The organism is Ensifer sp. LC163 (assembly GCF_001695855.1).
Lineage (GTDB): Bacteria > Pseudomonadota > Alphaproteobacteria > Rhizobiales > Rhizobiaceae > Ensifer.
Genome location: NZ_MBSS01000023.1, coordinates 424,665 through 446,810, shown reverse-complemented (window position 1 = coordinate 446,810; position 22,146 = coordinate 424,665). Strand labels below are relative to the sequence as shown.

General features: G+C 60.9%; 18 protein-coding genes. 15 read left to right on the top strand and 3 right to left on the bottom strand.

The window, feature by feature from the left end:
• Positions 1-56: 56 nt before the first annotated feature.
• The gene (locus BC360_RS20230; protein ID WP_065785189.1) at positions 57-1,286 is read right to left on the bottom strand and encodes a glycosyltransferase family 4 protein; all 1,230 of its coding nucleotides are present in this window, start codon (positions 1,284-1,286) and stop codon (positions 57-59) included.
• 48 nt (positions 1,287-1,334) lie between these two features.
• Positions 1,335-1,907 (bottom strand): MarR family transcriptional regulator, encoded by a 573-nt coding sequence (locus BC360_RS20225; protein WP_082366750.1) that lies wholly within the window; start codon positions 1,905-1,907, stop codon positions 1,335-1,337.
• Between the two features lie 192 nt (positions 1,908-2,099).
• Between BC360_RS20225 and BC360_RS20220 the strand changes: the two genes are divergently transcribed.
• From BC360_RS20220 to BC360_RS20160, 13 genes are all read left to right on the top strand, one after another.
• The gene (locus BC360_RS20220) at positions 2,100-3,872 is read left to right on the top strand and encodes a type I secretion system permease/ATPase (RefSeq protein WP_065796666.1); all 1,773 of its coding nucleotides are present in this window, start codon (positions 2,100-2,102) and stop codon (positions 3,870-3,872) included.
• Positions 3,869-5,269: an HlyD family type I secretion periplasmic adaptor subunit gene (locus BC360_RS20215; RefSeq protein ID WP_065785187.1), complete on the top strand. Its 1,401-nt coding sequence runs from the start codon at positions 3,869-3,871 to the stop codon at positions 5,267-5,269. The genes BC360_RS20220 and BC360_RS20215 overlap by 4 nt, the downstream gene beginning before the upstream one ends.
• A gap of 265 nt (positions 5,270-5,534) precedes the next feature.
• Entirely contained in the window at positions 5,535-6,194 is a 660-nt protein-coding gene (locus tag BC360_RS20210; protein ID WP_065785186.1) for a calcium-binding protein, read from the top strand.
• Positions 6,195-6,255: 61 nt separating this feature from the next.
• Positions 6,256-8,511, top strand: a complete 2,256-nt coding sequence (locus tag BC360_RS20205; protein ID WP_065785185.1) for a glycosyltransferase family 2 protein — start codon at positions 6,256-6,258, stop codon at positions 8,509-8,511.
• Positions 8,508-9,347: a class I SAM-dependent methyltransferase gene (locus BC360_RS20200; RefSeq protein WP_139110120.1), complete on the top strand. Its 840-nt coding sequence runs from the start codon at positions 8,508-8,510 to the stop codon at positions 9,345-9,347. The genes BC360_RS20205 and BC360_RS20200 overlap by 4 nt, the downstream gene beginning before the upstream one ends.
• Entirely contained in the window at positions 9,344-10,597 is a 1,254-nt protein-coding gene (locus BC360_RS20195; protein WP_065796664.1) for a glycosyltransferase family 4 protein, read from the top strand. Before BC360_RS20200 ends, BC360_RS20195 begins: the two co-directional genes overlap by 4 nt.
• A gap of 9 nt (positions 10,598-10,606) precedes the next feature.
• Positions 10,607-11,335 (top strand): hypothetical protein, encoded by a 729-nt coding sequence (locus BC360_RS20190; protein WP_065785182.1) that lies wholly within the window; start codon positions 10,607-10,609, stop codon positions 11,333-11,335.
• Positions 11,336-11,337: 2 nt separating this feature from the next.
• Positions 11,338-13,578 carry a hypothetical protein gene (locus BC360_RS20185; protein WP_065796754.1) on the top strand — a complete coding sequence of 747 codons (2,241 nt, stop codon included), beginning with the start codon at positions 11,338-11,340 and terminating at the stop codon, positions 13,576-13,578.
• The gene (locus BC360_RS20180; RefSeq protein WP_065796663.1) at positions 13,575-14,909 is read left to right on the top strand and encodes a glycosyltransferase family 4 protein; all 1,335 of its coding nucleotides are present in this window, start codon (positions 13,575-13,577) and stop codon (positions 14,907-14,909) included. Before BC360_RS20185 ends, BC360_RS20180 begins: the two co-directional genes overlap by 4 nt.
• Before the next feature lie 12 nt (positions 14,910-14,921).
• A complete protein-coding gene (locus tag BC360_RS20175; protein WP_065796662.1) occupies positions 14,922-16,109 on the top strand; it encodes a polysaccharide pyruvyl transferase family protein in 1,188 nt (395 codons plus the stop codon).
• Positions 16,110-16,126: 17 nt separating this feature from the next.
• A complete protein-coding gene (locus BC360_RS20170; protein WP_244512793.1) occupies positions 16,127-17,029 on the top strand; it encodes a UTP--glucose-1-phosphate uridylyltransferase in 903 nt (300 codons plus the stop codon).
• Between the two features lie 581 nt (positions 17,030-17,610).
• Positions 17,611-18,774, top strand: coding sequence for an MFS transporter (locus BC360_RS20165; RefSeq protein WP_065796752.1), 1,164 nt, complete (start codon positions 17,611-17,613; stop codon positions 18,772-18,774).
• Positions 18,775-19,098: 324 nt separating this feature from the next.
• Positions 19,099-19,824, top strand: coding sequence for a glutathione S-transferase (locus BC360_RS20160; protein WP_065796661.1), 726 nt, complete (start codon positions 19,099-19,101; stop codon positions 19,822-19,824).
• Positions 19,825-20,284: 460 nt separating this feature from the next.
• On the opposite strand, the gene BC360_RS20155 is transcribed toward BC360_RS20160, so the two are convergent.
• Complete coding sequence (locus tag BC360_RS20155; RefSeq protein ID WP_065796660.1) at positions 20,285-21,040, bottom strand: SDR family NAD(P)-dependent oxidoreductase; 756 nt, start codon at positions 21,038-21,040, stop codon at positions 20,285-20,287.
• A gap of 234 nt (positions 21,041-21,274) precedes the next feature.
• Between BC360_RS20155 and BC360_RS20150 the strand changes: the two genes are divergently transcribed.
• Together BC360_RS20150 and BC360_RS20145 are read left to right on the top strand one after the other, a co-directional pair.
• Positions 21,275-21,865: a L,D-transpeptidase gene (locus BC360_RS20150; protein WP_065796659.1), complete on the top strand. Its 591-nt coding sequence runs from the start codon at positions 21,275-21,277 to the stop codon at positions 21,863-21,865.
• A gap of 124 nt (positions 21,866-21,989) precedes the next feature.
• Positions 21,990-22,127: an ABC transporter gene (locus tag BC360_RS20145; RefSeq protein ID WP_065785176.1), complete on the top strand. Its 138-nt coding sequence runs from the start codon at positions 21,990-21,992 to the stop codon at positions 22,125-22,127.
• Positions 22,128-22,146 lie beyond the last annotated feature (19 nt).

Below are 22,146 nucleotides of genomic sequence, written 5' to 3'. Positions count from 1 at the left end.
GGCGACAATAAACTTCGTATATACTTCAATATTTGAAGTAATACTTAGGGCCGCTATCAAGCCATTGCCGGCCGCCCCGTCATCGTCGTCATGAGATCCCTCTGGCGCAGCAGGCAATCCTCCAGCCGGAAGCGCCGCTCGATGGTCCTTCGCGCTGCCGCCCGCATGCCGACGGACGCCTGCGGATTGCTTACGGCGCCGAGGATTGCTTCGGCGAGCGCGTCGGCGTCGAAGAACGGCACAAGAATACCGTTGTGACCCGTGCGGATGACTTCGCGAACCGGAGGTGTGTCGGACCCGATGACCAGGGCACCGCATGCCATGGCCTCGAGCACGGACCAGGAAAGCACGAAGGGGTAGGTCATGTAGACATGCGCCGCGGAGACCTGGAAAAGCTGGCGAAGAATATGATGCGGGACGACGCCTGGAAAAATGATGTTGTCCGGCGGCACCTCGAGCGAGGCGAGCAGGTGCGATTTCCACGAACCACCGCCGGGAGGAGGAGGCCCGTAACTGGTTCCGTCACCTCCGACGAAGACGAAAACCGTGTCCGGACGCTTTTTGACGACTTGAGCGGCAGCCTGCAGCGCCTGGGGAAAGCCACGATAGGGTTCGAGATCGCGCGCCACAAAGGTGACTACCGGCGGATCGTTGGCCTTCAGCACGCGACCGTCCGGGAGCCTTACCGACGCGGCAGGGTTGGGACGGAACTGCGCGGTATCGATACCTTCGTGACAAACGGCAATGCGCTCCCGCGTATCGGCGGGATAAAGGCTCTTTTGCCATTCGGTGGGGCTGATGCCGCCATCCATGGATTCCAGCGACAACAGCTGCGCGACGTTGCGCAGCCGCAATCTCTTGCGGTCTTCGAGATCAGGTTCGTCGTCGGGTGCGAAGCCTATGTCGGCCCCTTGCGACCGATAGAAGAACTCGCAATAGCCAAGGGCCGGAACACGAGGAAGGGCATCCTTGACGAACATCATGCTGCCCCAGCCGATGTGACCGACGACGATATCCGGCGTCATGTCCTGTCGCGCCATCGCATCGAGCGTTTCGGCGACGCGATGTCCGATCCTGGCATGGTGATCCGGCACCGCCATATGCCGAGCGATGGCCGCGGACACGCGCGGCCCGGGCTCTGCCCGGTGCCGAATGACGCGCACGGACGGAATCTTCTGATCCACGGTTTCGGTGATCAGGCTGACGTTGTTGCCCGACCGCACCAGGTCAGCCGCTAACGCGGCGAACTGGCCGAAGCCGCGCCGATGAACAAATGCCACATGCATGCTATCTAATCCGCTAACTGAATGACGTGCACATTGAGTTCCACCCGGTCACATGTCGTAACGTGACACGCTGCCCCAGACGAGTTCGAGTTGATGCAGGGTCTGGAAGGCGGTCTCCAGGTTCTGGCGATCCTGATGGCCACGATTGAGCGCCCGCTCATAGGCCATCGCTGCATCGCGCAAGTTCGCCCTGAGCAGCCGGCCTTTTTCCGTCAGCTTGATGCGCGCCGAACGCTTGTCGCGCTGGGACGCAACCCGATCGATGTAATCTCCATCCGCCAACTGCTTCAGATAGTACGACACGTTCGAGCCGACATAGTGTCCGCGATCGAGCAGCTCGGCCACCGAAAGCTCGGCATCTCCGATTGCCAGCAAGACCATGGCCTGAGCCGGACCGATGTCGTCGACACGCAGCTTGGTCAGCTCGGCGCGCACCAAGCCGGAAAACCGCCTGCTCACCCTCTCCATCAGGCGCGCAAGCTCGAAATAGGTCAGCTGCCGGCAATCGCTTGCGGCTTCGGCTTGATCGTGGGCTCCTACCGCCTTCGATGTCTGGTCCTCCTGCTGGAGCAACGACACATCTTTGATCCCCGTGGACGGATAGAGTACTCTTTCATTCATCCAACTCTCCATTTCGAAATTTACTTCAAATCTTGAAGTAAATTGAACTACACACTCCCCTCCACACGCCCCAGAACTTGCATTACCGCTTACTTTTGTGCCACACATAGCGAAGCAATACTATTATTCGCCCCAAATGTAAGCCAGACGCCCTCCATGAATGGCTTTAACGTTAACTTCAGGCAACCGCCCATGCGTGATACTGTTCGGAACGAGACGAGAAACAACGGTCAAATTTTAGGGGTTATGCGCCGGGATGAGATTATCAATCCAAGATTGCTAATACTGCAAGCCAAGCGTGTGTTTCTATCCGTATCGCTTTACGCCGCGCTGCTCAGTGTCTGCATAAGCCTGCTTCAGCTCACGATACCGCTGTTCATGTTGCAGATTCATGACAGGGTTCTCAACAGCCAGAGCTTTGATACGCTCACCATGTTGACGCTGCTCGCGATCAGCGCATTGGTCGTCTATGGGGTCCTGGATCTCATTCGGGCCCTTGCTTTCCAGGCGATGGGCAGCGCCATCGTGCGAAGGCTGAATGCTCCGGTTCTGGCATCGGCGGTCCAGGCGTCGGTGAACCAGGGGCTCACCCGTGCGGCCCAATCCCTTCGCGACCTGTCGGAACTTCGCAGTTTCCTCACGTCATCGGCAGTGGTCGCGCCGCTCGACGCCGCCTGGTCCCCGATTTTTCTGGGGGCGTTGTTTCTGCTGCACCCGCTGTTCGGCGTCGTCGGCGTCGTGTCGATCGCATTGCTCGTTTGCTGCGGGCTCGTCAACGACATGATGACGCGCCAGCTCACCAAGGAGGCCAACCAGGCGAATGTCGAAGCGGTCTCCAAGATCGCCGGCTCCCTCAGGCACGCCGAAGCGATCGAGGCGATGGGCATGTTGCCGGCGCTCGCCAAGCGCTGGCGCGCCCTGCAAATTCACGCTTTGGGCGCGCTCGAAGCCGGAGGAAGCAGGAGCAAGGCGATGACGTCGCTGACGCGCAGCTTGCGGTACTCGATCCAGGTCATCACGCTTGCGGCGGGTGCGTTGCTGGTGCTTGACCAGGCGATCACCCCCGGCGCGATGATGGCTTCAAGCATCCTCGTCGGTCGCCTGCTTATCCCCTTCGACACGATCATCGAAAACTGGCGCCAATGGGTGCTTGCCGTCGCCGGCTGGCGCCGGATCGAGGCGGCGATCGGCGAAGATCTGGCGATCCGCCAGACTACGCCGACACCGCATTCGGCCGGCGACATGATTGTGGATAAACTCGTCTACGCCGTCCCCGGCGTCGAGGTGCCGATCATCAAGGGCATTTCCTTCTCGCTTTCCCCCGGCGAAGTATTGGGCGTGGTCGGCCCATCGGCCGCCGGCAAGTCGACGCTTGCCCGGCTGTTGGTCGGCATCTTGAAGCCGACGTCGGGCGGCGTCTTTCTCGATGGCCACAACACCTATCTCTGGGAGCGCGGGTCCTTCGGGGAATCGGTCGGTTATCTCCCCCAATCGGTATCGCTGCTGGAGGGCACGATCCGGGAAAACATCGCCAGAATGGAAGATGGCGATCCCTACAAGGTCATCGAGGCCGCGCGGCTGGCGGAGGTGCACGAGATGATCGGCCGTCTGCCGCTCGGCTACGACACGCCCGTCGGCGATGGCCATCTTACGCTTTCCGGCGGACAGAGGCAGCGCATCGCGCTGGCACGTTGCCTCTACAATCGCCCGCGCCTCGTCGTCCTCGATGAACCCAATGCCAATCTCGATTCGCTCGGGGAACGCGCTCTGGTTCGCGCGATCCAGCGCATGCGCGACCAGGGCGCCATCGTCATCATGATCGCGCATCGACCATCGATCATGCAGGTCGCCGACAAGCTTCTCGTCCTCGAAAATGGTCGTATCAGCCAGTTTGGGCCGCGACCGGACATTTTGACTGCTGTGCCAGGGGCTGGCGAAACGTTGCGCGAGGTTGCTTCCGCATGACAGAAAAACCTATGCTTCCGCTTCGCCCGCAGCCGTCCGAGGTCGACGTCAAGCTCCCGGTAAAACTAACCTCTCAGCCAGCACCGACCGCGGCCGATGCCGATGATGCGCATGCCGAACGCGCTCTTCGCCGCCTGATGGTCGCTGGGCTTGCGACGATCATCGTATCCTTCGGCGGCTTCTTCACATGGGCGGTATCGACGGAACTCAGCAGCGCGACCGTTGCCAATGGCAGCGTCATCGTCGACTCCAAACGCAAGACGATCAGTCATTTCGAAGGAGGCGTGATGGGACGCCTTCTGGTTCAGGAGGGCGAACAGGTCACGGTCGGGCAACCGCTCATCCTGTTGGAAGACACGCGGGCACGTTCCAACTTGAATGCGCTCAACAGCCGTCGCATCGGCCTCATCGCGAGGCTCGCCAGGCTCAAGGCCGAACAGGACGGCGCGGCGACCATCGCCTTCCCGAAGAATTTCGGCGAAGCGGGCGGGATCGCGGTCGATGAAGCGATCAAGGCGGAGAATGTCTTCTTCGACAAGCGACACGAGGCCAAGGCCGGGCGCGTCGACGTTCAGACCAAAACGATCGAGGAATATGGCGAACAGACAAAGTCGCTGCTCACCCAGCTCGAAGCGACCGACCGGCAGATCGCCCTCATCACCGAACAGCGCACCGCCATCGCTAGCCTGGTCGAGAAAGGCTTCGTGCAGCGCGCGAAGCTCATAGAAGTCGACACGCGCCTGAGCGAGCTCGCCAGAACACGCGGCGAACTGGCAGGCGACAAGGCGCAGGCGGAAAAGGCAAGGGCTGGCGCCCAGCTCGCACTGATCGGCATCGAAAGCGAGTTTCAATCGACGATCGCCGGAGAGATCACAACGGCGCGCATCGACCTGACGGATGTCGAAGAACAGATCGTCGCGGCCAAGGATGTCCTGCGGCGCATGGAGATCCGCTCTCCGCAGGCAGGCGTGGTCAGCAACGTCTGGCTGCGTACCCCCGGAAGCGCGGTGACGCCCGGCCAGCCCCTGCTCGAAATCGTACCGGAAGACGAGCCATTGGTCGTCGAAGTGCGCGTGAACCCGCGCGACATCGACAGCATATCGGTGGGCTCCCCGACGCAGATCAGGCTGACCGCCTACAGTCAGCGCTCGCGCCTGCCCTTCAATGGGGCGGTGACCTACGTTGCCGCAGACCAATCGGTCGACGAGAAGTCGGGCGCCTCCTATTTCACCGCTCGCGCCAAGATCGATGCGGCGTCTCTTGCCGCCGATCCCGATGTCCGCCTGTATCCGGGCATGCCGGCCGAGGTGCTGATCGTACACAAGGCGCGCCGCGCTATCGACTACCTAGTATCTCCACTGACAGAAAGCTTCAATCGCGCCTTCAGGGAAGATTGAACTGACAGTGTCGAGCGGAACACAGAGTAAATTACTACAAATATTGAACTAGTTTGCGGATAAACTAGCTACTTATTTGCCGAATAATAGGCATAGTTTAATTTTTGTATTGATTTCCCGCGAAAAATGACAATAATGTCGCGAAGATTTCATGATTTAAGCTGGAATCTCTGTTGAAATATATTCAAGGCCGATGCACACTCCCGGCGCATCAACATCGACCTGGTCGGTGGAAGTGCGATTTATCCACCAAGAGGAGAGGCAGATGGCCACACTAGAAGGCGGCGCATACGACGACGCGCTGTTCGGCTCTCGCTTCAACGATTTCATCCACGCCCGAGCGGGTGATGATTTCGTGAGCGGCGGCAACGGACATGACATCATTTTCGGCGACGAAGGTGACGACCAGCTATTCGGCGGCAACGGCAACGACGGGCTGTTTGGCGGCGAAGGCGACGACGTTCTCTATGGCGAGAACGGCAACGACACGCTGAGCGGCGGATGGGGTGACGATCTCCTGTCCGGCGGCAAAGGCAGCGACATATTGCTTGGCGGTCAGGGCAACGACTTCCTGTCCGGCGGCAAAGGCAGCGACATGCTCTTCGGCGGTGATGGCAATGACGTCATCAGCGGCGACGCCGGCAACGACCTCCTGGTTGGCGGAGCGGGCAACGACATCTTCGTCTTCGACGGCGGCGGCGGCAACGACGTCATCCTCGACTTCACGCCCGGCGAAGATCTGCTGCAGATCTCGAAGGGCATCAATGGTCTCGATATCACCACGCCTGACGACCTCGCTTCGCGGGTCACCCAGGTCGGCGGCAATGTCATCATCGACCTCGGCCACGGCGATTCACTGACCCTGGTCAATGCCGACGTCGACGACATTCAGGCAAATCCCGAGAACTATTTCACGGTTCACTAAGCGTGGACAAGGCGTGCCCTGCATTCCTCCCGCAGGGCGCGCACTCCAAGAGGGATCGAATTTGCCGTTCAGCGATATCAAGCAGCCAAATACCGATCCTAAACGGAACGCAAAGGCGTTCCGTTTAGGATCGGATCTGGCGGTTCTCATCTGGGACCTGCCGCCGGCGCTGCCAATTCCGACACGGGCGGCCCTGACGATGTCAAAGCCGCCCGTGCCGCTCGTCAGCGTAACCCTCCGGCTCGTCGACGGACGACAGCGAACGCTATGGGCCATGCGGACGACGAAGGTGCCGATGCCGGCCACCATTGCTATCGAAGGCGGCGACAACGCGGTCCCGATCAGCATCGAACCGGCAAGCAGCCTGCCTCCCCTCGACATGGAGCAACTGTTCCTGGAACTCGCGCCGGAAGCGCGCATCAGATTTCTCAGCGCCTTGCTGACGACATGGCGAAGCGCATTCAAGGTCGCCAGCGATCCGTACTTCTGTCTGATCGTCGAAGACGCCCTCAACACATTGGCGCCGATGCCCCGGCCGGCGCGCATTGCCTGCGAACTTGGCCGTGGGCGGTTTTTGATCGAGACGACGATCAATCCGGAGGTCGACGACAAGCTCGGAATCTATGTCGTGGGCTCGGCAAACGTCAGCCAGTTACGACCCAAAGCAATCATACGCCGCGGCACGCGGAAAGGCTGGCAGACCTGTCACTTCATTGCCGAGATGCCAAGCCTCAGCCCACCTTTCCAGCTTGTGCTCCTGAGCAAGAACGGCGTCGCCATAAGGCAGCTTTCCGAGCGCGTAGCGCAATGTCCAAACCTGACGCGCTGGTGGGCAGAAAATCGCGACGCCGTCGAACTGCGCGAACTGCTCGTTCAGCATCTCGCCACCTGGCCGAACGGTGGACCGGCTACCGCGATCGACCTGCAGATCCGGGCACCCCTCAAAGAACGTCATGTCCAGAGAGCGGCACAACAGCCATCCGGGCAGGTCGACCTGGCGCTGGCACTTTCCGACAGCCTGATCGTCGGTGGCTGGTATCATGATCCATCATCCATGCTGGCTGGAATCGACTATCTGCAGGCAGATGGGAAAACAGTGCCGCTGGACGGCAATATCTACGAATTTCCCGGATGGGCGCAGACGCAGGCCGACAAATCGAAGACGGATGTGACCGGCTTCGTCGCCCGGCTGCCCCTCGATCAATCGCTCGGCCCGCTGCTTCAGCCGCGTTTTCAGATACGGTTGGCCTCTGGTGCCGTGAAGCCCCTCATCCCGCCGCCGCAACCCTTCGAACCCGTGCTGCAGCGAAACCAGATCCTGCGCGCTGTCCCGCCGCAACACGCCATCGATGACGCCTTCCGCACGATACTTGCGCCGGCGCTCAGAGAGGTGGAGCAGCGTCTGGGCAAGACGATAGAGGTCAAGCGGACGAGGGACTATGGCCTGCCACGGCATGCGCCTCTCGTTTCCATCGTGATCCCGCTCTACAAGGTCCTCGATTTTCTCCGCTTCCAGCTGTCGGGCATGGCCACCGACCCCTGGCTCAGGGAAAATGCGGAACTGGTATTCGTTCTGGATTCCCCGGAAATTCAGGACGAGACCGAGCATCTCCTCGGCGGGCTGCATCTGCTGCACGGTTTGCCCATGCGGCTGGTGGTGATGAACCGGAACGGCGGCTACGCGCGGGCATGCAATACCGGGGCTCGCATGGCGCGCGGCTCCATTCTTGTCATGCTCAATTCCGATGTCGTCCCCTGCGAAGCCGGCTGGGTGCAGACCCTGATACAACCGATCACGAGCGGGGCGTTCGGCGCCGTCGGCCCCAGGCTGATCTTCGAAGACAGATCGCTGCAACATGCAGGCCTCTATTTCGGGCGCGACCAGCGGGGGATCTGGCTGAACCACCACTTCTACAAAGGCATGCCCAGCGACTACCTGCCGGCGCAACAGGCTCGAACGGTTCCCGGCGTTACCGGCGCCTGCCTGGTCACCTCGAGGGATATCTACGAGAGCGTCGGCGGCTTCACCGAGGACTATATCATCGGCGACTATGAAGACAGCGACCTCTGCCTGAAGATCCGTCGGGCCGGCTTCGAGATCGGCTATGAGCCGTCGGCATGCCTGTATCACTTCGAGCGCCAGTCGATCCGGCGCAGCCAGGACTACATGCGCGGGGTCGCCAGCCAATACAATTCCTGGCTCCACACCCAGCGTTGGGACGATGACATCGCCGCGCTGATGGCGCGCGACTATCGTTCGCCGAGCGGGCCCAAGACCGCGTCTCCCGATCGCACAATTGAATGGACGAATGCATGATCAATGCCCTGCCGCGCGATGAAATCGGCGCACCACCACCGCTGGACGATGCGCATCTTCGCTGGCTGACCGACAGCGTCTCGCGCAACCGGTTCCTTCCGCAGCCGGACCCGAACAGCATTTTTGTCGGCGACGGCGATTTCCGGGCGATCGGTGCGGAGTTTCTCGGACATTTCATTCGTCTGGGCGGCTTGCGTGCCGATCATCGTGTTCTCGATATCGGCTGCGGCATCGGCCGTATGGCGGTGCCGCTCACCCAATATCTCGATGGCGACCGCGGCCGCTACGATGGCCTCGATCCTGTAGAGGGCGGCGTCCGCTGGTGCCGGGCAACGGTGACGCCGACCTATCCGAACTTCGCGTTCCAACGCCTCGACATCGCCCATGATCTCTACAATCCGACCGGAACGATCAAAGGCCGGGAACTAAAACTGCCATTTGCCGACGCGCAGTTCGATTTCATCATCATGACGTCGGTCGTCACGCATCTGCCCGCCGACGAGGTGATGACCTATCTGGCGGAAATCTTCCGGGTCCTGGCTGATGGCGGTCGATTGTTCATGACCGCCTTCATCGTCGACGAGGTCGCCAGGCGAAATGCCACGGGCCGACGCGATCCGCGCCTTGCCTTCGAGCGAGCCGGGCAAGGGCCCTGCTGGTTCGTGCCGGGCCAGCCGCCGCTGGCGGCCGTCGGCTTCGATGACGGCTTTCTGGAAGGCGCGTTCAATCGTAGCGGTCTCTCGGTCGCCCTCAAGTCCTACGGCCATTGGCGCGCGCCGGGCGGCACGCACTATCAGGATGTCCTCGTGGGTGAGCGTCAACGGAGCCGCGCATGAGCAAGCGCATTCTCGTGGTGGCCCACAATCACCCGGCCCTTCATCCCGGCGGCACCGAGGTCTTCGCGCATGACCTCTTCCGCGCCTACCAACGGGCAGGACACGAGGCGCTGTTCCTGGGCGCGGTCAACCAGGTTCATCGCGAGGCGAGACCGGGCACGAGTTTCCAGGCCATCGGGCCGACGGGCGACGAAATCCTGCTTTGGGCGGGTCATTTCGATCGCTTTTTCATGAGCCAGATCGACCTCTATGGTTTCGTGCCTGATCTCACGGACCTGCTGCGCGAATTCCAGCCTGATGTGGTGCATCTTCACCATATCCTGCTGATGGGCGCCGAGTTTCCGCATATCGTGCGCCGGACCCTCCCGGCGTGCAAGATCGTCATGACGCTGCATGACTACTACCCCATCTGCCATCATGACGGGCTGATGGTAAGAACCGACCGACGGGAGCTCTGCCACGGCTCAAGTCCGGACCGTTGCCATGCCTGTTTCAAGGACATCAAACCCGACCGCTTCGCCCTGCGGGAACAGCATCTCAAGGCGCTCTTGAGCACGGTTGATTGTTTTGTCGCGCCGAGCGAATTCCTGAAACGACGATATGTCGACTGGGGAATTGCCGAAAACCGCATCTCCGTCATTGCCAACGGCCTGCCGCCCCGCGCGCTCGAAACCGGCAAAGACAAGCCCAAGACCGGCCGCCCCGTCTTTGGCTATTTCGGCAACCTGAACCCTTGGAAAGGGATCAAGGTGCTGCTGGAGGCGGCGCGCCAGCTCATCGCCGATGGCGTCGACTTCGAGCTGCGCGTCCATGGCGGTGCCCCGTTTCAGACCCAGGAATTCGTTGCCGATATCGACCGCCTGTTTTCCGAAACCGCACCCTTCGTCCAGCGGCGTGGACCCTATCGACGGGAAGATGTCGCGGCCCTCATCGGCGCCGTGGACTGCACCGTCGTCCCCTCCATCTGGTGGGAAAATGCGCCGCTGGTGATCCAGGAGGCGCAGGCTCAAGGCCGCCCGGTGATCGCCAGCAATATCGGCGGCATGGCGGAGCTGATCAGGAACGGCGTCAATGGACTGACCGTCGCACCCGACGATCCGCGCCAGCTTGCCGCGGCCATGCGCCAGATCGTCGAAAAGCCGACGCTTCTTCGCCAGCTTTCCGGTCGAGCCGTTCGTCCTGATGATATCGACACCACCGCTGGACGTTACCTCGCTCTTTTCAATCTCCAGCAGGTTCAGGCCGCTTAAAGAGGAACCATGGCTCAAGTCGCAGAGAAACTCGACACGCCGCCCGAAAACGAAGGCGCAAAACCTGTCAACGGTCGCGTCGATGCCATCGATGGCGGACGCATGTTCGGCTGGGCATTCGACCCCGCCGCGCCGGGCCAAAGGCTCAAGGTGCGCGTGCTTCTCGATGGCGCACCCGTCGCCGAAGCACTTGCCGATCGCAATCGCCCGGACCTCAAGCGAAACGGGATTGGAGACGGCAAGCATGCATTCGAGATCGCCCTGCCGGAGGCGGTGCAGAAGCGCAGCCGCGATCTCGTCGTCGTGGCAATCACCGGAGACGGCGCGGGCCAGCCTCTGCGCGTGCCGCAGCCTGACGAGCAAGCAGCCGAGGCGCTGATCGCGGCACCGTTGACCAGGGTGCTCGACAAACTGGACGTGCTCATGGCTGCGCAGCGGCAGTTGCAGGTTTCTCAACGTTCACTGCAGCGCGTTCCGTCAGTCGGCGCGGATGCGGCACCGACCGACGGAACGGACGATCCGAACGCCGGCATCGATGGCCTTCGTGCCGAGATGAGCCGGCGGCTTGACGATCTGGACGTGCATCTGCTGCGGATGGATGGCGTCGTGGCAGGCATGGAAAAGACCCTTTCCACACTTCAGAAGCGCGCGGGCGGCGACACCAAGCCACTCGTGCTGCTCCTCTTCGTTCTGATGGGATTTGCAGCGGGAGCGCTGCTGGCGTTGCTGGCAAGATGATGATGCGGCAGGCGACAGCGACCGACGAAAGGCCCGTCAGACCCACCGGCTCGCGCACCGATGGAGCAGCCTTGCGCTTCGGGAAGGGCCGCGCCCTTTTCAGTCGGGTCGATCAGGAAACCGTGCTTGTCCTCGGCAGCGGGCGCACCAGGGGCCATGCCGTTTCGGTCAGGGCTGATGGCGCAAGGTCCGCGCGGGACGGCGCTTTTGTTGCAAACTGGGCGTTGTCGGCACCGTCGCCATCAGCAACACACTGCTTCGCGGCGCTCCTGACGCAACCGAAGTCCGAGCTGCCCATCTCGACGATCGACGTTGACGATGGAAGGATGAGCGAGCGTTTCATCGTCGCCCCCAGACAGATTTCGATCGAAGAGGCAGCAAGCCTCATTGCGCAAACGGCGGCAGGAGAGACTGTCACCGCCGTCGGTCGCCTCGCGGATCAACTCATGGCGCAGCCGACGAACCGCGACAGGGTTTCCGCCGGACTTTCATTGATCAAGGCATTGCAGCCGTCCGATGGCTTCATCGAACTGGTCGGAGAGACCCATGATGGCGTCCTCGTCATCATGGGTTGGAGCCGCGCGTTCGTTCCCGGCCGTTGCCAGGCCTATATTCTCGCTGGTGCAACGGTGGTCGCCGATTGTTTCGTCGCCAGTTTTGCCCGACCTGATATACCGGAGGGCGAACTTGGCTTCATCGCCGTACTGGAAACGGGCGGACGAGTGCGCGCCGACACTCTCAAAGGCATCATATACAATGCCGGGGGAGGCTGGCACCTGACACCGGCGCATTCGCGCGTGCAGATCAGCGCGGCCCTGGACATCCCGGACCACATCCGCTCCGTACTGCTTGAAGCCCGGGCCACGCCAGAGGCCATGCTGCGCCTGCGTTCGGCAGCAAACGGCTTTACCGGCAAGGACACGGTATCAAGCCTCCCATTGCCGGTTCGCATGGACGTCGACCGGGTTTTCGAGACCGATGACGGCGACATGCTGATTTCCGGCTGGCTGCTCGACCCGGAGCACCACGTCTCCTCCGTCAAACTGCGGCGACCCGGCACGGAGGCCAGGCTCGACGACGTGTGGACGCGGCTCGATCGACTCGACGTTTCGCAAAGCTTCGCCGATCAAGCCGCATTCCGGGCATCACTCGACGGCGACGATCAGGCCCACGGATTTGTCGCCCATGCGAGACTGTCTGGCGGCAATCTCGACGCAACCCCCTATCTGGAGCTGACCTTAAGAGAGGGGCGCCGCGCCTTTCTGCCGCTGACGCCCAAGCGGATGCCCGCAAGAAGGGCCGCACTCCAGCAATTGTCGTTGTTTGATGCTGCCAACTGGGCGCTGCCCGCGATTGTCGATCATCAGATCGTTCCGCTCCTCTCTACGGCGGCCTGCGCTGCACCGCGCGTGGAAACGATCATCGACGTCGGCGTGTTCGATGAAACCGCCGGCGTTCCCATCGTCGTTGGATCCACCGTCGGCATGGCTGAAGTCGGGCCGCTCCTCGCGCTGCTTGCCCTTGATCCGCAGACGTGCTGCGCTCCGTTCGTGATCGTCGTCAGCAAGCCCGCCTTCCAGAGGGATCTCGTCCGTTTACGGCAGCTGGTACGGTTTTACGGGCTCTCGGTCCGACTGGTCTGCGCAGCCGCAGCGCAGGATCGCTTCGATCTGATGGCGGTCGGGGCGGAAGTGGTCTCGTGCGAGACCATCGTAACGATGTCGGGGTCGCTCGTGCCGGCGGGAAAAGGTTGGTACGGCGCATTGACGACGGTCGGAATGGCCCACGTCGGAAGCGTGATTTCGCCGATGCTCGCCTATGACGATCATTCGGTGAAATGGGCGGGAAGCTGGCTCTCCGAGGACGGCGATCAAATGCTGCTCGATCGCTATGCGGGCTACCCGCTGATGGCGATTGCCGCACTGCAATTGACGCGCGTCGACGTCGCCTCGCTCGAATGCTGCATCATGCCGCGTGAGGCCCTGAAGGACGCGATGCGCGATTGCGGCGTCTATCTCGGCTCAAAACAAAAAGCCTGCGAGATAGGTCTGCGGATCAACCAGGCAGGCATCGCTGCCTATCTGCTGCCATCGATCCAATTGCTCGGCTGCGACGAGCCGACGTCGGCAGAGCAAAACGGCAAGCTTGCCGTGCTCGCCGAACGCATCGATGCGGAAATACTCAAGTCGCGGTGGCGAAGCGGCCACCAAAACCAAACATCGTTTGACAGGATTTCCGCATGAGGGAGCAGAAGCTTCGCGTCCTGGTTATCTCGCATGCGCACCCCTCGTTTTCGCTCGGTGGGGCGGAGATCGCCTCGCACAACCTGCATCGCGGGTTGAATGCGATCGCAAACGTCGAATCCGTGTATCTGGCGGCGGCATCGCCTCCGCTGCAAAGACACGCGTCGTCCGCGCTGATGAGTGCGCGCCTCCCACAGGAAGAGGTGCTGTTCCACACGGATGCCTATGATCATTTTCACCTGGCGAATGAGGACGTCTTGTCGATCGAGCGCGACCTCCTGCGGTTCGTGCGCGATGTGAAACCGGATGTCATTCATTTCCATCACGTCCTGGGCTTCGGTCTCGAAGCGCTCTATGCGGTGCGGTCGGCGCTGCCCGACGCCGTCGTGCTTCTCACCCTTCATGAGTTCGTGCCGATCTGCCACAACCACGGGCAGATGGTGAAGCGGCCGACGGGCCAACTTTGCGAACAGGCTTCGCCGACGGCCTGCAACAGCTGTTTTCCGGATATTCCAGCATCCAGGTTCCTCAGGCGTGAGGCGCTCGTGCGCACCATGCTCCTCGACATGGTCGATGCGTTCGTTGCGCCGAGCGCCTTTCTCGCCAAGCGCTACGCCGAGTGGGGCATCGATCGACAACGCATTCATGTCATCGAAAACGGGATCATGGGCGAAGAGGCGACGCCCGCCCGCGAACTTGCGCGAAGCGACGCGCCCCGCAATCGTTTCGCCTTCTTCGGTCAGATGACGCCGTTCAAAGGCGTCGACGTGCTGATCGATGCCGTTGGCCGCGTACCGGATGAAATTTGGGGAGACGACGCCTACCTGATGATTTTCGGCGCGAATCTCGAGCGCCAGCCGGTCGAATTCCAGGAGCGGATGAAGAAGCTGATCGAGCGAGCCGGTCGCCGCGTGCGCTTCTACGGCAGCTACCAGAACGCGGATCTGCCAAAACTCATGCGCTCCGTCGACTGGGTGATCTTTCCATCGATCTGGTGGGAGAACTCACCGGTCGTCATCCAGGAAGCGCTGCTGCACCGCCGGCCGATCATCTGCTCCGACATTGGCGGCATGGCCGAGAAAGTGCGCGATGGCACCGATGGCCTGCATTTCCGCGCCGGCAACGGCCAGCACCTTGCGGACCGGATCGTCGAAGTCCTGAACGACGACACGGTTTGGGACCGCTTGCGCAGCACCATGCGCGGTCCCTTCAGCTCCAGGGATTGCGCGCGGGAACACCTCGGCGTCTATCGCAGCCTGCTGCACGCGAAAGATGATGCCGCGCAGCGCGAACAGCGCGTCGAGATGCGCCTCTCATCGCAATTCCAATGACGGAATAAGCTTTTGGCACGCATATTGGTCATGATCCCCGCCGGCGAAGTCTATGCCCATGACAGCGTTCGCTGGTATCAACATCACGACATTCAGTCTCACATCAACACCTACCACAATATGGGTGATGCGTTCGTCTTCGACTCGTCGTTGAAGCTGCTGCGTTTCGAAGAGCTCGGTGTCCTCGAAATATCAGAGTTCAGGCCACGCGAAATCGACCGTCTTCGGGAGGAATACGATTACGTATTCCTGCGGGGATCCAATTACATTCACGACGCCATGAACTGGGAGGCCGCAGCGAGGGTCCTGACGGCGCTCGGCCTGCCCGTCATCGGCTTCGGTATCGGCGCACAGGCGCCGGTGGACGGCAAAATCAGGCTCTCGGACGATACGCGCGCCGTCCTCCACCTGATGTCCGAATCGACGACCTCGATCGGTGTACGCGGGGCCTATTCGGCCGAAGTTCTCTGGGGCCTCGGCATCCGCAACGTCCGGATCGTCGGGTGCCCCACCGCCTTCCGGCTGAACGACCCGGAACTGCGCATCACGCTGCCACCGCTGGAACGGGTCCGCAACGTCGGGGTCACCGTCAGGCGGGAAGTCTCCGACGCCTACGCCAAGGACATCGAGCGTTATCTCGGCTTCCACCGAGACCTGGTGAAAACCATGGCCGGGCGCTTCGAGACCGTATTGTTGACGCAAGGCGAGGTCGAGGAGAAGAAGCTCGTTCTGGGAAACGAGGCGCAGCGCGACGAAGCAATCGCCGCGCTGAAGGCCGACCATTGGACATCATCGTGGTATCTCGATGAAGCCATGCTGCGGCTCTATCGGCAAAGGCTTTTCTATTCCGATGTGGTTGCCGATTACGAGCGACTGATCCGCGCCCAGCACCTGGTGCTCGGCTACCGCCTGCACGGCAACCTCATGGCGCTGGCGAACGGGGTCCCGTCGATCTACTGCACCTATGACAGCCGGACGGCCGAATTCTCAGACACGTTCAAGATCCCCAGTTTCGACATCTTCGGGCAGGCGGAGTTCTGCCTCGAGGACTATTGGGACCAGGCCCTTTTCGACAGGTACAACCGTGCCTGGTTCCACACCTACGGCGAAATGTACCGTTTCCTCACTGAAAATGGTGTCGCGCACAAGATGCACGATATCCTCAAATCCCCACCGGCGAAAATCTCCCGAGTTGCTTGAAGCGAAGAGGTGTGAACATGCAAAACGCGAACATGCAGAACAAAGTGCGCAAGGCGATCATCCCGGCCGCCGGATTCGGTACGCGAATGCTGCCGGCGACGAAAAGCGTTCCCAAGGAACTCCTGCCGATCGTCGATCGGCCAATCCTCGATTACATCGTCAGCGAGGCGTTTGCCGCAGGCATCGAACACGTCATCATCGTCACCGGCCGCATGAAGGGTGCGATCGAGGATTACTTCGATCACGCATTCGAGGTCGACGCGACGCTTCGGCGGGCGGGCAAGAACCCGCTTGCTGATCGGCTGGCGACGGCAACGCCCGATGTCGGAAGCATCTCATTCGTGCGCCAGCAACAGGCCCGTGGCCTTGGACACGCCGTCTGGACCGCGCGCCACATCGTCGGCGACGAACCTTTCGCCGTGCTGCTGCCCGATATGCTGATGGTCGATCACGAGCCCTGCCTCAAATCCATGGCGAGCCTTCACCAGCGGCACGGCGGCAATGTCGTGGCGGTCGAGCGGTGCCTGCCGGAAGAGGCCCACAAGTTCGGCATCGTTTCCTTGAAGCAGACCATTGCGGGCGCTCTGGTCGATGGCCTCGTGGAAAAACCGGCACCGGGCACGGCGCCAAGCAACCTGTTTATTTCCGGGCGCTATATTCTCCAGCCCGAGATCTTCAACATCCTCGAACGCCAGGAGCCAGGTGCCGGCGGCGAGATCCAGTTGACCGACGCCATGATCACCCTGATGAAAGACCAGGAAATTCGCGCCTTCGAATTTGGCGGCCGCACGTTCGACTGCGGAAATCCTGCCGGCTTCGTCGCGGCTAATCTGCATATGGCGATGACGCGCGCCGACATTGCAGCGGGGATCTCCGGCGAGATGCATGCGCTGATGTCGCCCTTGCGCGCAATCGCCTGACAGCGCCACCTGTTCTTGGCGCGTTGCAATTCGGCCTTCCGGCCGATCTCGGACCGGCCGTCTTCGCCTGAAGTCGGCCGGTCCACCGAACGCCGCGAGCTTCGTCATGTGCATTGACGTCGGCGTTGGCCTGGTGGAGGCGGAGACGCTCGCCACACATCGCCGTCAAATGGCCAGAACGGATGCCCGGATCAATCCCGGGGCCTGCCCCTCACGATGGTGTCCGCCCCGCTTCCATGTATATTTTTTTCATCACATCACCCTAAGCGCACAAACCGCGCCATAGTGCGCGCACGTAGCCATGACCCGCGACACGCCAGAGCTTAACGGTTTCCTTTGGCTCTCCAAGGCTGATTGGCGCATTTATTGCGCATAATCTAATATTCCGGTGGCGAGACAGCGTCGTCCTGCATAGAAATTCGACACATCACCGAAGTATCCCCGTTGACAGCCGCGCTCGTCTATCACACAAATTGTGAAAATAATTTTCAGCGATGGTCCGGAATACCCAAGGATATCCCTGCCCCAAGACACGGGCATGCGGACAAGTTGACAGCACGATATTTCGAGGAGCAATGCGCATGACCAGTCAGCGGCTCATCATGCTGATCTTTTTCCTCCAGCCGATCGCTTTTGGCGCCTGGCTGCCGCGCATTCCCGATATTCAACAAAAGCTCGGTCTCGGACCGGCGGAACTGGCGGTGGCACTGCTCGGGATGCCGGCGGGCATCCTGCTCACTCTGCCTTTCGCCGGACGCTTCGTCGCTTGGATCGGCGGCCGCGCCACCATCCTCTATGGCTTTGTGGTCTTCCTCGGGCTGGTTTGGCTGCCGACATGGGCGCCAAACATCGAGGCGCTTTTTGTTACGCTCGCCGCCGTCGGGGTGGCATTGGCCACATTGGAGCTCGGCCTCAACGTCGAAGCTGATGCCATCGAGAAGCGCTCCGGCCAGTTGATCATGAGCACATGCCATGGCTTCTGGAGCCTCGGCATCATGGCCGGCAGCTTGGTCGGCATCGGTTTTGCCGCCGCCGGTGTGTCGCCGGAATGGGCCGTGCTGATCGCAGCGGCGATCATGTTGCCGATCAGCCTGTTGGCAGCAAGAGCGCTGCCGGACCTGCACGCAGCTGAAGCGCACCAGGCGAACACCACCCAAACAAGCCGCCGCCGACCAGGCCGGGCGTTGCTTGGCATCTGCTTTTTCGTTTTCGGCATCACCATGACCGAAGGCGCGGTGGCCGACTGGTCGGCAGTTTACCTGCGCGACGTCTTCGGGCTCACCAGCGCCATTGCCGGTTTCGGCTATTCAATCTTCGCCTTCATGGTCGCGGCAGGGCGTTTTGGCGGTGACCGCCTCAAGGCAACTTACGGGCCCATCGCCGTGGCTCGGGCATGCGGACTGGCGAGCATCGCAGGCTTGCTCCTGGTGGTGGCAAGCCCCGCGGCCTGGGCCGCACTCGCCGGCTTCGCCGCGATGGGCTTCGGCGTCTCGGTCGGCTTCCCGCTGGCCGTCACGGCCGCTGCCGACCAAAAGGACCGGCCAGCGGCGGCGAGCGTCGCCATCCTGTCTTTCGTGGCGCTCCTCGGCTTTCTGATCGGGCCACCGATGATCGGGCTCGTCGCAGAGCACAGCGACATGCGTTTCGGCTTGGGCATGCTCATTCCATTCCTCGCCGTTAGCTTGATGCTGACCGGTCGGTTGAAGCCAGCCACGAGCGCAGTTCCCGCGCTGGCATCGACCTGACGTCGCACCTGGTGGGCGTTCCAAGTGATGAGACCCGAAATGGCCACGCTCGTCCTCGGATCAAAGCCATTGTCGATTGCCGCCTCAGGTGCCGGATGGTGCCGGGCCAAAAACGACCAAGGCTACACCCTTTCCGCGGCAGTTCGTCGAAAGAGCCGCAGCCGGACAATGCAGAGCACTTCCCGCTATCGACGACGTGGTAGACAAGCGACGACTTCTGCTCGATGTTTGAAAACGATCGCATCGCGCGACCGATTGGCGAGCCCGCGAACGGCATCTTGATATGACGGCAATCCGATGGCTCAGATTGCTTCGGGAGGTGGCATGGCATTTGAACTTTACTACTGGGATGGCATCCAGGGTCGCGGTGAATTCATACGCCTGGCGCTGGAAGAGACCGGTTCGGACTATGTCGATGTCACGCGGGAGCCGGACCGCGGGACTGACGAAATGATGCAGATCATCAATAGCTCGTCAGAGGCGCATATTCCCTTCGCACCTCCCTTTCTCAGGGACGGCGACCAACTCGTCTCGCACGTCGCCAACATTCTTTTCTATCTCGGCCCGAGGCTTGGCCTTGCCCCATTGGATGAAGCATCGCGCTGGTTTGCGAACGGCCTTCAGCTGACGATCACCGACTTCGTCGCGGAAGTGCACGACACGCATCACCCGATCGCAACCTCAAAATACTATGAGGACCAGAAGGACGAGGCAAAGGCGCGGTCATTCGAATTCGTCAGGAATCGTCTCCCGAAATTCCTCGGCTACTTCGAACGCGTACTGACACAGAACCCGGCACAAGGCGGCCATCTCGTCGGCAACGGCATGACCTATGTCGACCTGTCGATGTTTCAGATGATCGAAGGGCTGCTCTATGCCTTCCCCAAGGCGATGACAGACCACGAGTTCCGCTATCCCGGCCTTGCGCGCCTGCACCGGCTGGTGAGGAACAGACCCACGATCGCTGCCTACCTCGCATCGCCGCGACGGTTAGCCTTCAACGAAAGCGGAATTTTCCGCAGGTATCCCGAACTCGATATCGATCCATGATCGCGGCGCGCCATAGGCGTCAAAACCAGGTCCGCTGCCGCCGGGATAGTTCACGGAAGACAAGACCGGCTATCTGCGGGTCATGCGCGCCTCGGCGGCGAAATTCGACATTGCATTCGAGAAGATCATGTGTCCATGCTGCGGAAGGAAACGGCCGACATCACGCGTTTTGCCATGCCGCGACGGATTTCATTGCGTCCGCCCGTTTCTTCCAACATAGTTGATGCAGCCCACGTTTATTCACACACGTGAGGAAACCAGCATGCGCCATATCGAAGAAGAAGAGCACCGCGACAATCGCGACACCCTGCTGATTACCGCGATAATTGCATCGGCATTGTTGATCATCGGCGCCACGTTACTGATGATGCTAATCTAGTGTTTGCGCCATTGCCGAAGCGTCGTACACCCGCCAGCCAGTGCTTGACCGCAAAACCGCTGCAAACTTTTGCGCGATACCTTAGTGAGCGGTATAAGCGCCATCCACCAGATGGTAGCTGCCGGAGATAAAGCTTGCCTGTTCGGACAGGAGAAAACAGACGAGCGCTGCAACTTCTTGCGGTGTACCGCGTCGACCCATTGGCTGAAGCGCGTCCAGGCGGCGGTTGCTCGCTAGCTCGGACTGCTCGGACAACAATGGCGTTTCGATCAAGCCGGGGCCGACAGCATTGATACGGACACCCCTCTTTGCATACTCGATTGCGGCGACCTTCGTCAGGCCGACAATCCCGTGCTTGGCTGCCGTATAGGCCGATGCGGTCGGCAGGCCGACGGAGCCCAGAATTGACGACATGTTGACGATGGAGCCGCCCCCTTGCGCCGCCATCGCAGCGATTTCGTACTTCATGCAATAGAATACGCCGTTGAGATTGACGTTTATCAGCTTGTCCCAGTCGTCCAGAGGGTAGTCTGCCGTCGCTCTGCGGACGCCGTCGATCCCAGCATTGTTGACCGCCAGATGCAGGCCCCCATGTGTCCGGACAACGGACTCGACCAGTTTCTCCACTTCGCCGGCCTTGGCAACGTCGACCACCGAGGGGAAAGCCGTTCCGCCGGACGAACAGATCTCGGCGGCCACCGCACGCGCGGCGTCGCCATTGATATCCGCTACGACGACTTTCGCTCTCTCGGCGCCGAGCTGGCGGGAAACGGCAGCACCTATTCCAGATCCTGCACCGGTTACAAGCGCGACTTTGCCGGCGAAGCCAAGCTCCATTCTGTGCATCCTTGTTCGAGAGCCCAATCGACCAGAGACGGACGGAAGCTGCAAGAAGTTTCATCAATTGTGACGTGCTTTGTCAGCCTGCACTTGCGAAACGCGAAGTGCAATGGTCTTGGTGCTTTCTGCACTACTAGTTTTCTCCGCAACAAAATGAAGAATAGCGACTTGGCCGGCGAACGCATGAGTGTTAAAGACGAAACAGTGCTCACCGATTACTAGTAGGTGGATATGAACAGTGACCGCGTTACCCGGCGGGCGATCCTGCTCGGCAGTTTGGTTTTAACGGCATCTGGGTGCACCTCAACAGCACAGCGACTGGGCGAGCCCATTCTTTCTGCCTTCGGAGGAGGGCCGTCTTCTCGTTATCGACGCCGGAATGTGGGTTATGACGGAAGCGAACCTCCCGGAACGATCGTCGTCAACACGTCGGAGCGTTACCTCTATCTCGTTGAAGGTGGCGGTCGGGCCATGCGCTACGGCATCGGCGTCGGGGAACAGGGACGCACGCTCAAAGGCGAAGCAAAAATCGGCCGCAAGGCCGAGTGGCCTTCGTGGACGCCAACCGAAAACATGATGCAGCGCAAGCCGCATCTGCGGCAATACGCCGGCGGCGTCGGCGGCGGCCTACACAATCCGTTGGGGGCAGCAGCCCTTTATCTCTACCGCGGCGGGGAGGATACCATGTTCCGGCTGCATGGAACAAACGAGCCCTGGACCATAGGCCAGGCAGTATCGAGCGGATGTGTCCGATTGACCAACGACGATATCGTCGATCTGTACAACCGCACCCCGGTCGGAACGAAGGTTTTCGTGATTTGATCGCGCTTTTATGTTCAACGGCACAAATTGTGTTCTTTTTGCACTAGGCGTCCGCGACGAACGCCCTATTAATATAAGCGTTGCCTTCGATAAACCTATTCCATGATGAGGAGAGGACTTCTTGATGAGCAGAAATCTAATCGTGATCGCTACCTTGCTTTCCGTCGTCAGCCTGAGCGGCTGCGATACTATCGGCAAAGGCAAGGGTAAGGCCCCACCGCCGGCCGCCGAGACGGCCGAACCGGCGCCGGTCTATAAATAATTTGAGCTTCTGATGAGTG

What these genes read in the sequence shown, in the direction of transcription:
- BC360_RS20230 (WP_065785189.1), bottom strand. Translation starts at nt 1,286, where the DNA reads ATGCATGTGGCATTTGTTCATCGGCGCGGCTTCGGCCAGTTCGCCGCG.
- BC360_RS20225 (WP_082366750.1), bottom strand. Translation starts at nt 1,907, where the DNA reads ATGAATGAAAGAGTACTCTATCCGTCCACGGGGATCAAAGATGTGTCG.
- BC360_RS20220 (WP_065796666.1), top strand. Translation starts at nt 2,100, where the DNA reads ATGCGTGATACTGTTCGGAACGAGACGAGAAACAACGGTCAAATTTTA.
- BC360_RS20215 (WP_065785187.1), top strand. Translation starts at nt 3,869, where the DNA reads ATGACAGAAAAACCTATGCTTCCGCTTCGCCCGCAGCCGTCCGAGGTC.
- BC360_RS20210 (WP_065785186.1), top strand. Translation starts at nt 5,535, where the DNA reads ATGGCCACACTAGAAGGCGGCGCATACGACGACGCGCTGTTCGGCTCT.
- BC360_RS20200 (WP_139110120.1), top strand. Translation starts at nt 8,508, where the DNA reads ATGATCAATGCCCTGCCGCGCGATGAAATCGGCGCACCACCACCGCTG.
- BC360_RS20195 (WP_065796664.1), top strand. Translation starts at nt 9,344, where the DNA reads ATGAGCAAGCGCATTCTCGTGGTGGCCCACAATCACCCGGCCCTTCAT.
- BC360_RS20190 (WP_065785182.1), top strand. Translation starts at nt 10,607, where the DNA reads ATGGCTCAAGTCGCAGAGAAACTCGACACGCCGCCCGAAAACGAAGGC.
- BC360_RS20185 (WP_065796754.1), top strand. Translation starts at nt 11,338, where the DNA reads ATGCGGCAGGCGACAGCGACCGACGAAAGGCCCGTCAGACCCACCGGC.
- BC360_RS20180 (WP_065796663.1), top strand. Translation starts at nt 13,575, where the DNA reads ATGAGGGAGCAGAAGCTTCGCGTCCTGGTTATCTCGCATGCGCACCCC.
- BC360_RS20170 (WP_244512793.1), top strand. Translation starts at nt 16,127, where the DNA reads ATGCAAAACGCGAACATGCAGAACAAAGTGCGCAAGGCGATCATCCCG.
- BC360_RS20165 (WP_065796752.1), top strand. Translation starts at nt 17,611, where the DNA reads ATGACCAGTCAGCGGCTCATCATGCTGATCTTTTTCCTCCAGCCGATC.
- BC360_RS20160 (WP_065796661.1), top strand. Translation starts at nt 19,099, where the DNA reads ATGGCATTTGAACTTTACTACTGGGATGGCATCCAGGGTCGCGGTGAA.
- BC360_RS20155 (WP_065796660.1), bottom strand. Translation starts at nt 21,040, where the DNA reads ATGGAGCTTGGCTTCGCCGGCAAAGTCGCGCTTGTAACCGGTGCAGGA.
- BC360_RS20150 (WP_065796659.1), top strand. Translation starts at nt 21,275, where the DNA reads ATGAACAGTGACCGCGTTACCCGGCGGGCGATCCTGCTCGGCAGTTTG.
- BC360_RS20145 (WP_065785176.1), top strand. Translation starts at nt 21,990, where the DNA reads ATGAGCAGAAATCTAATCGTGATCGCTACCTTGCTTTCCGTCGTCAGC.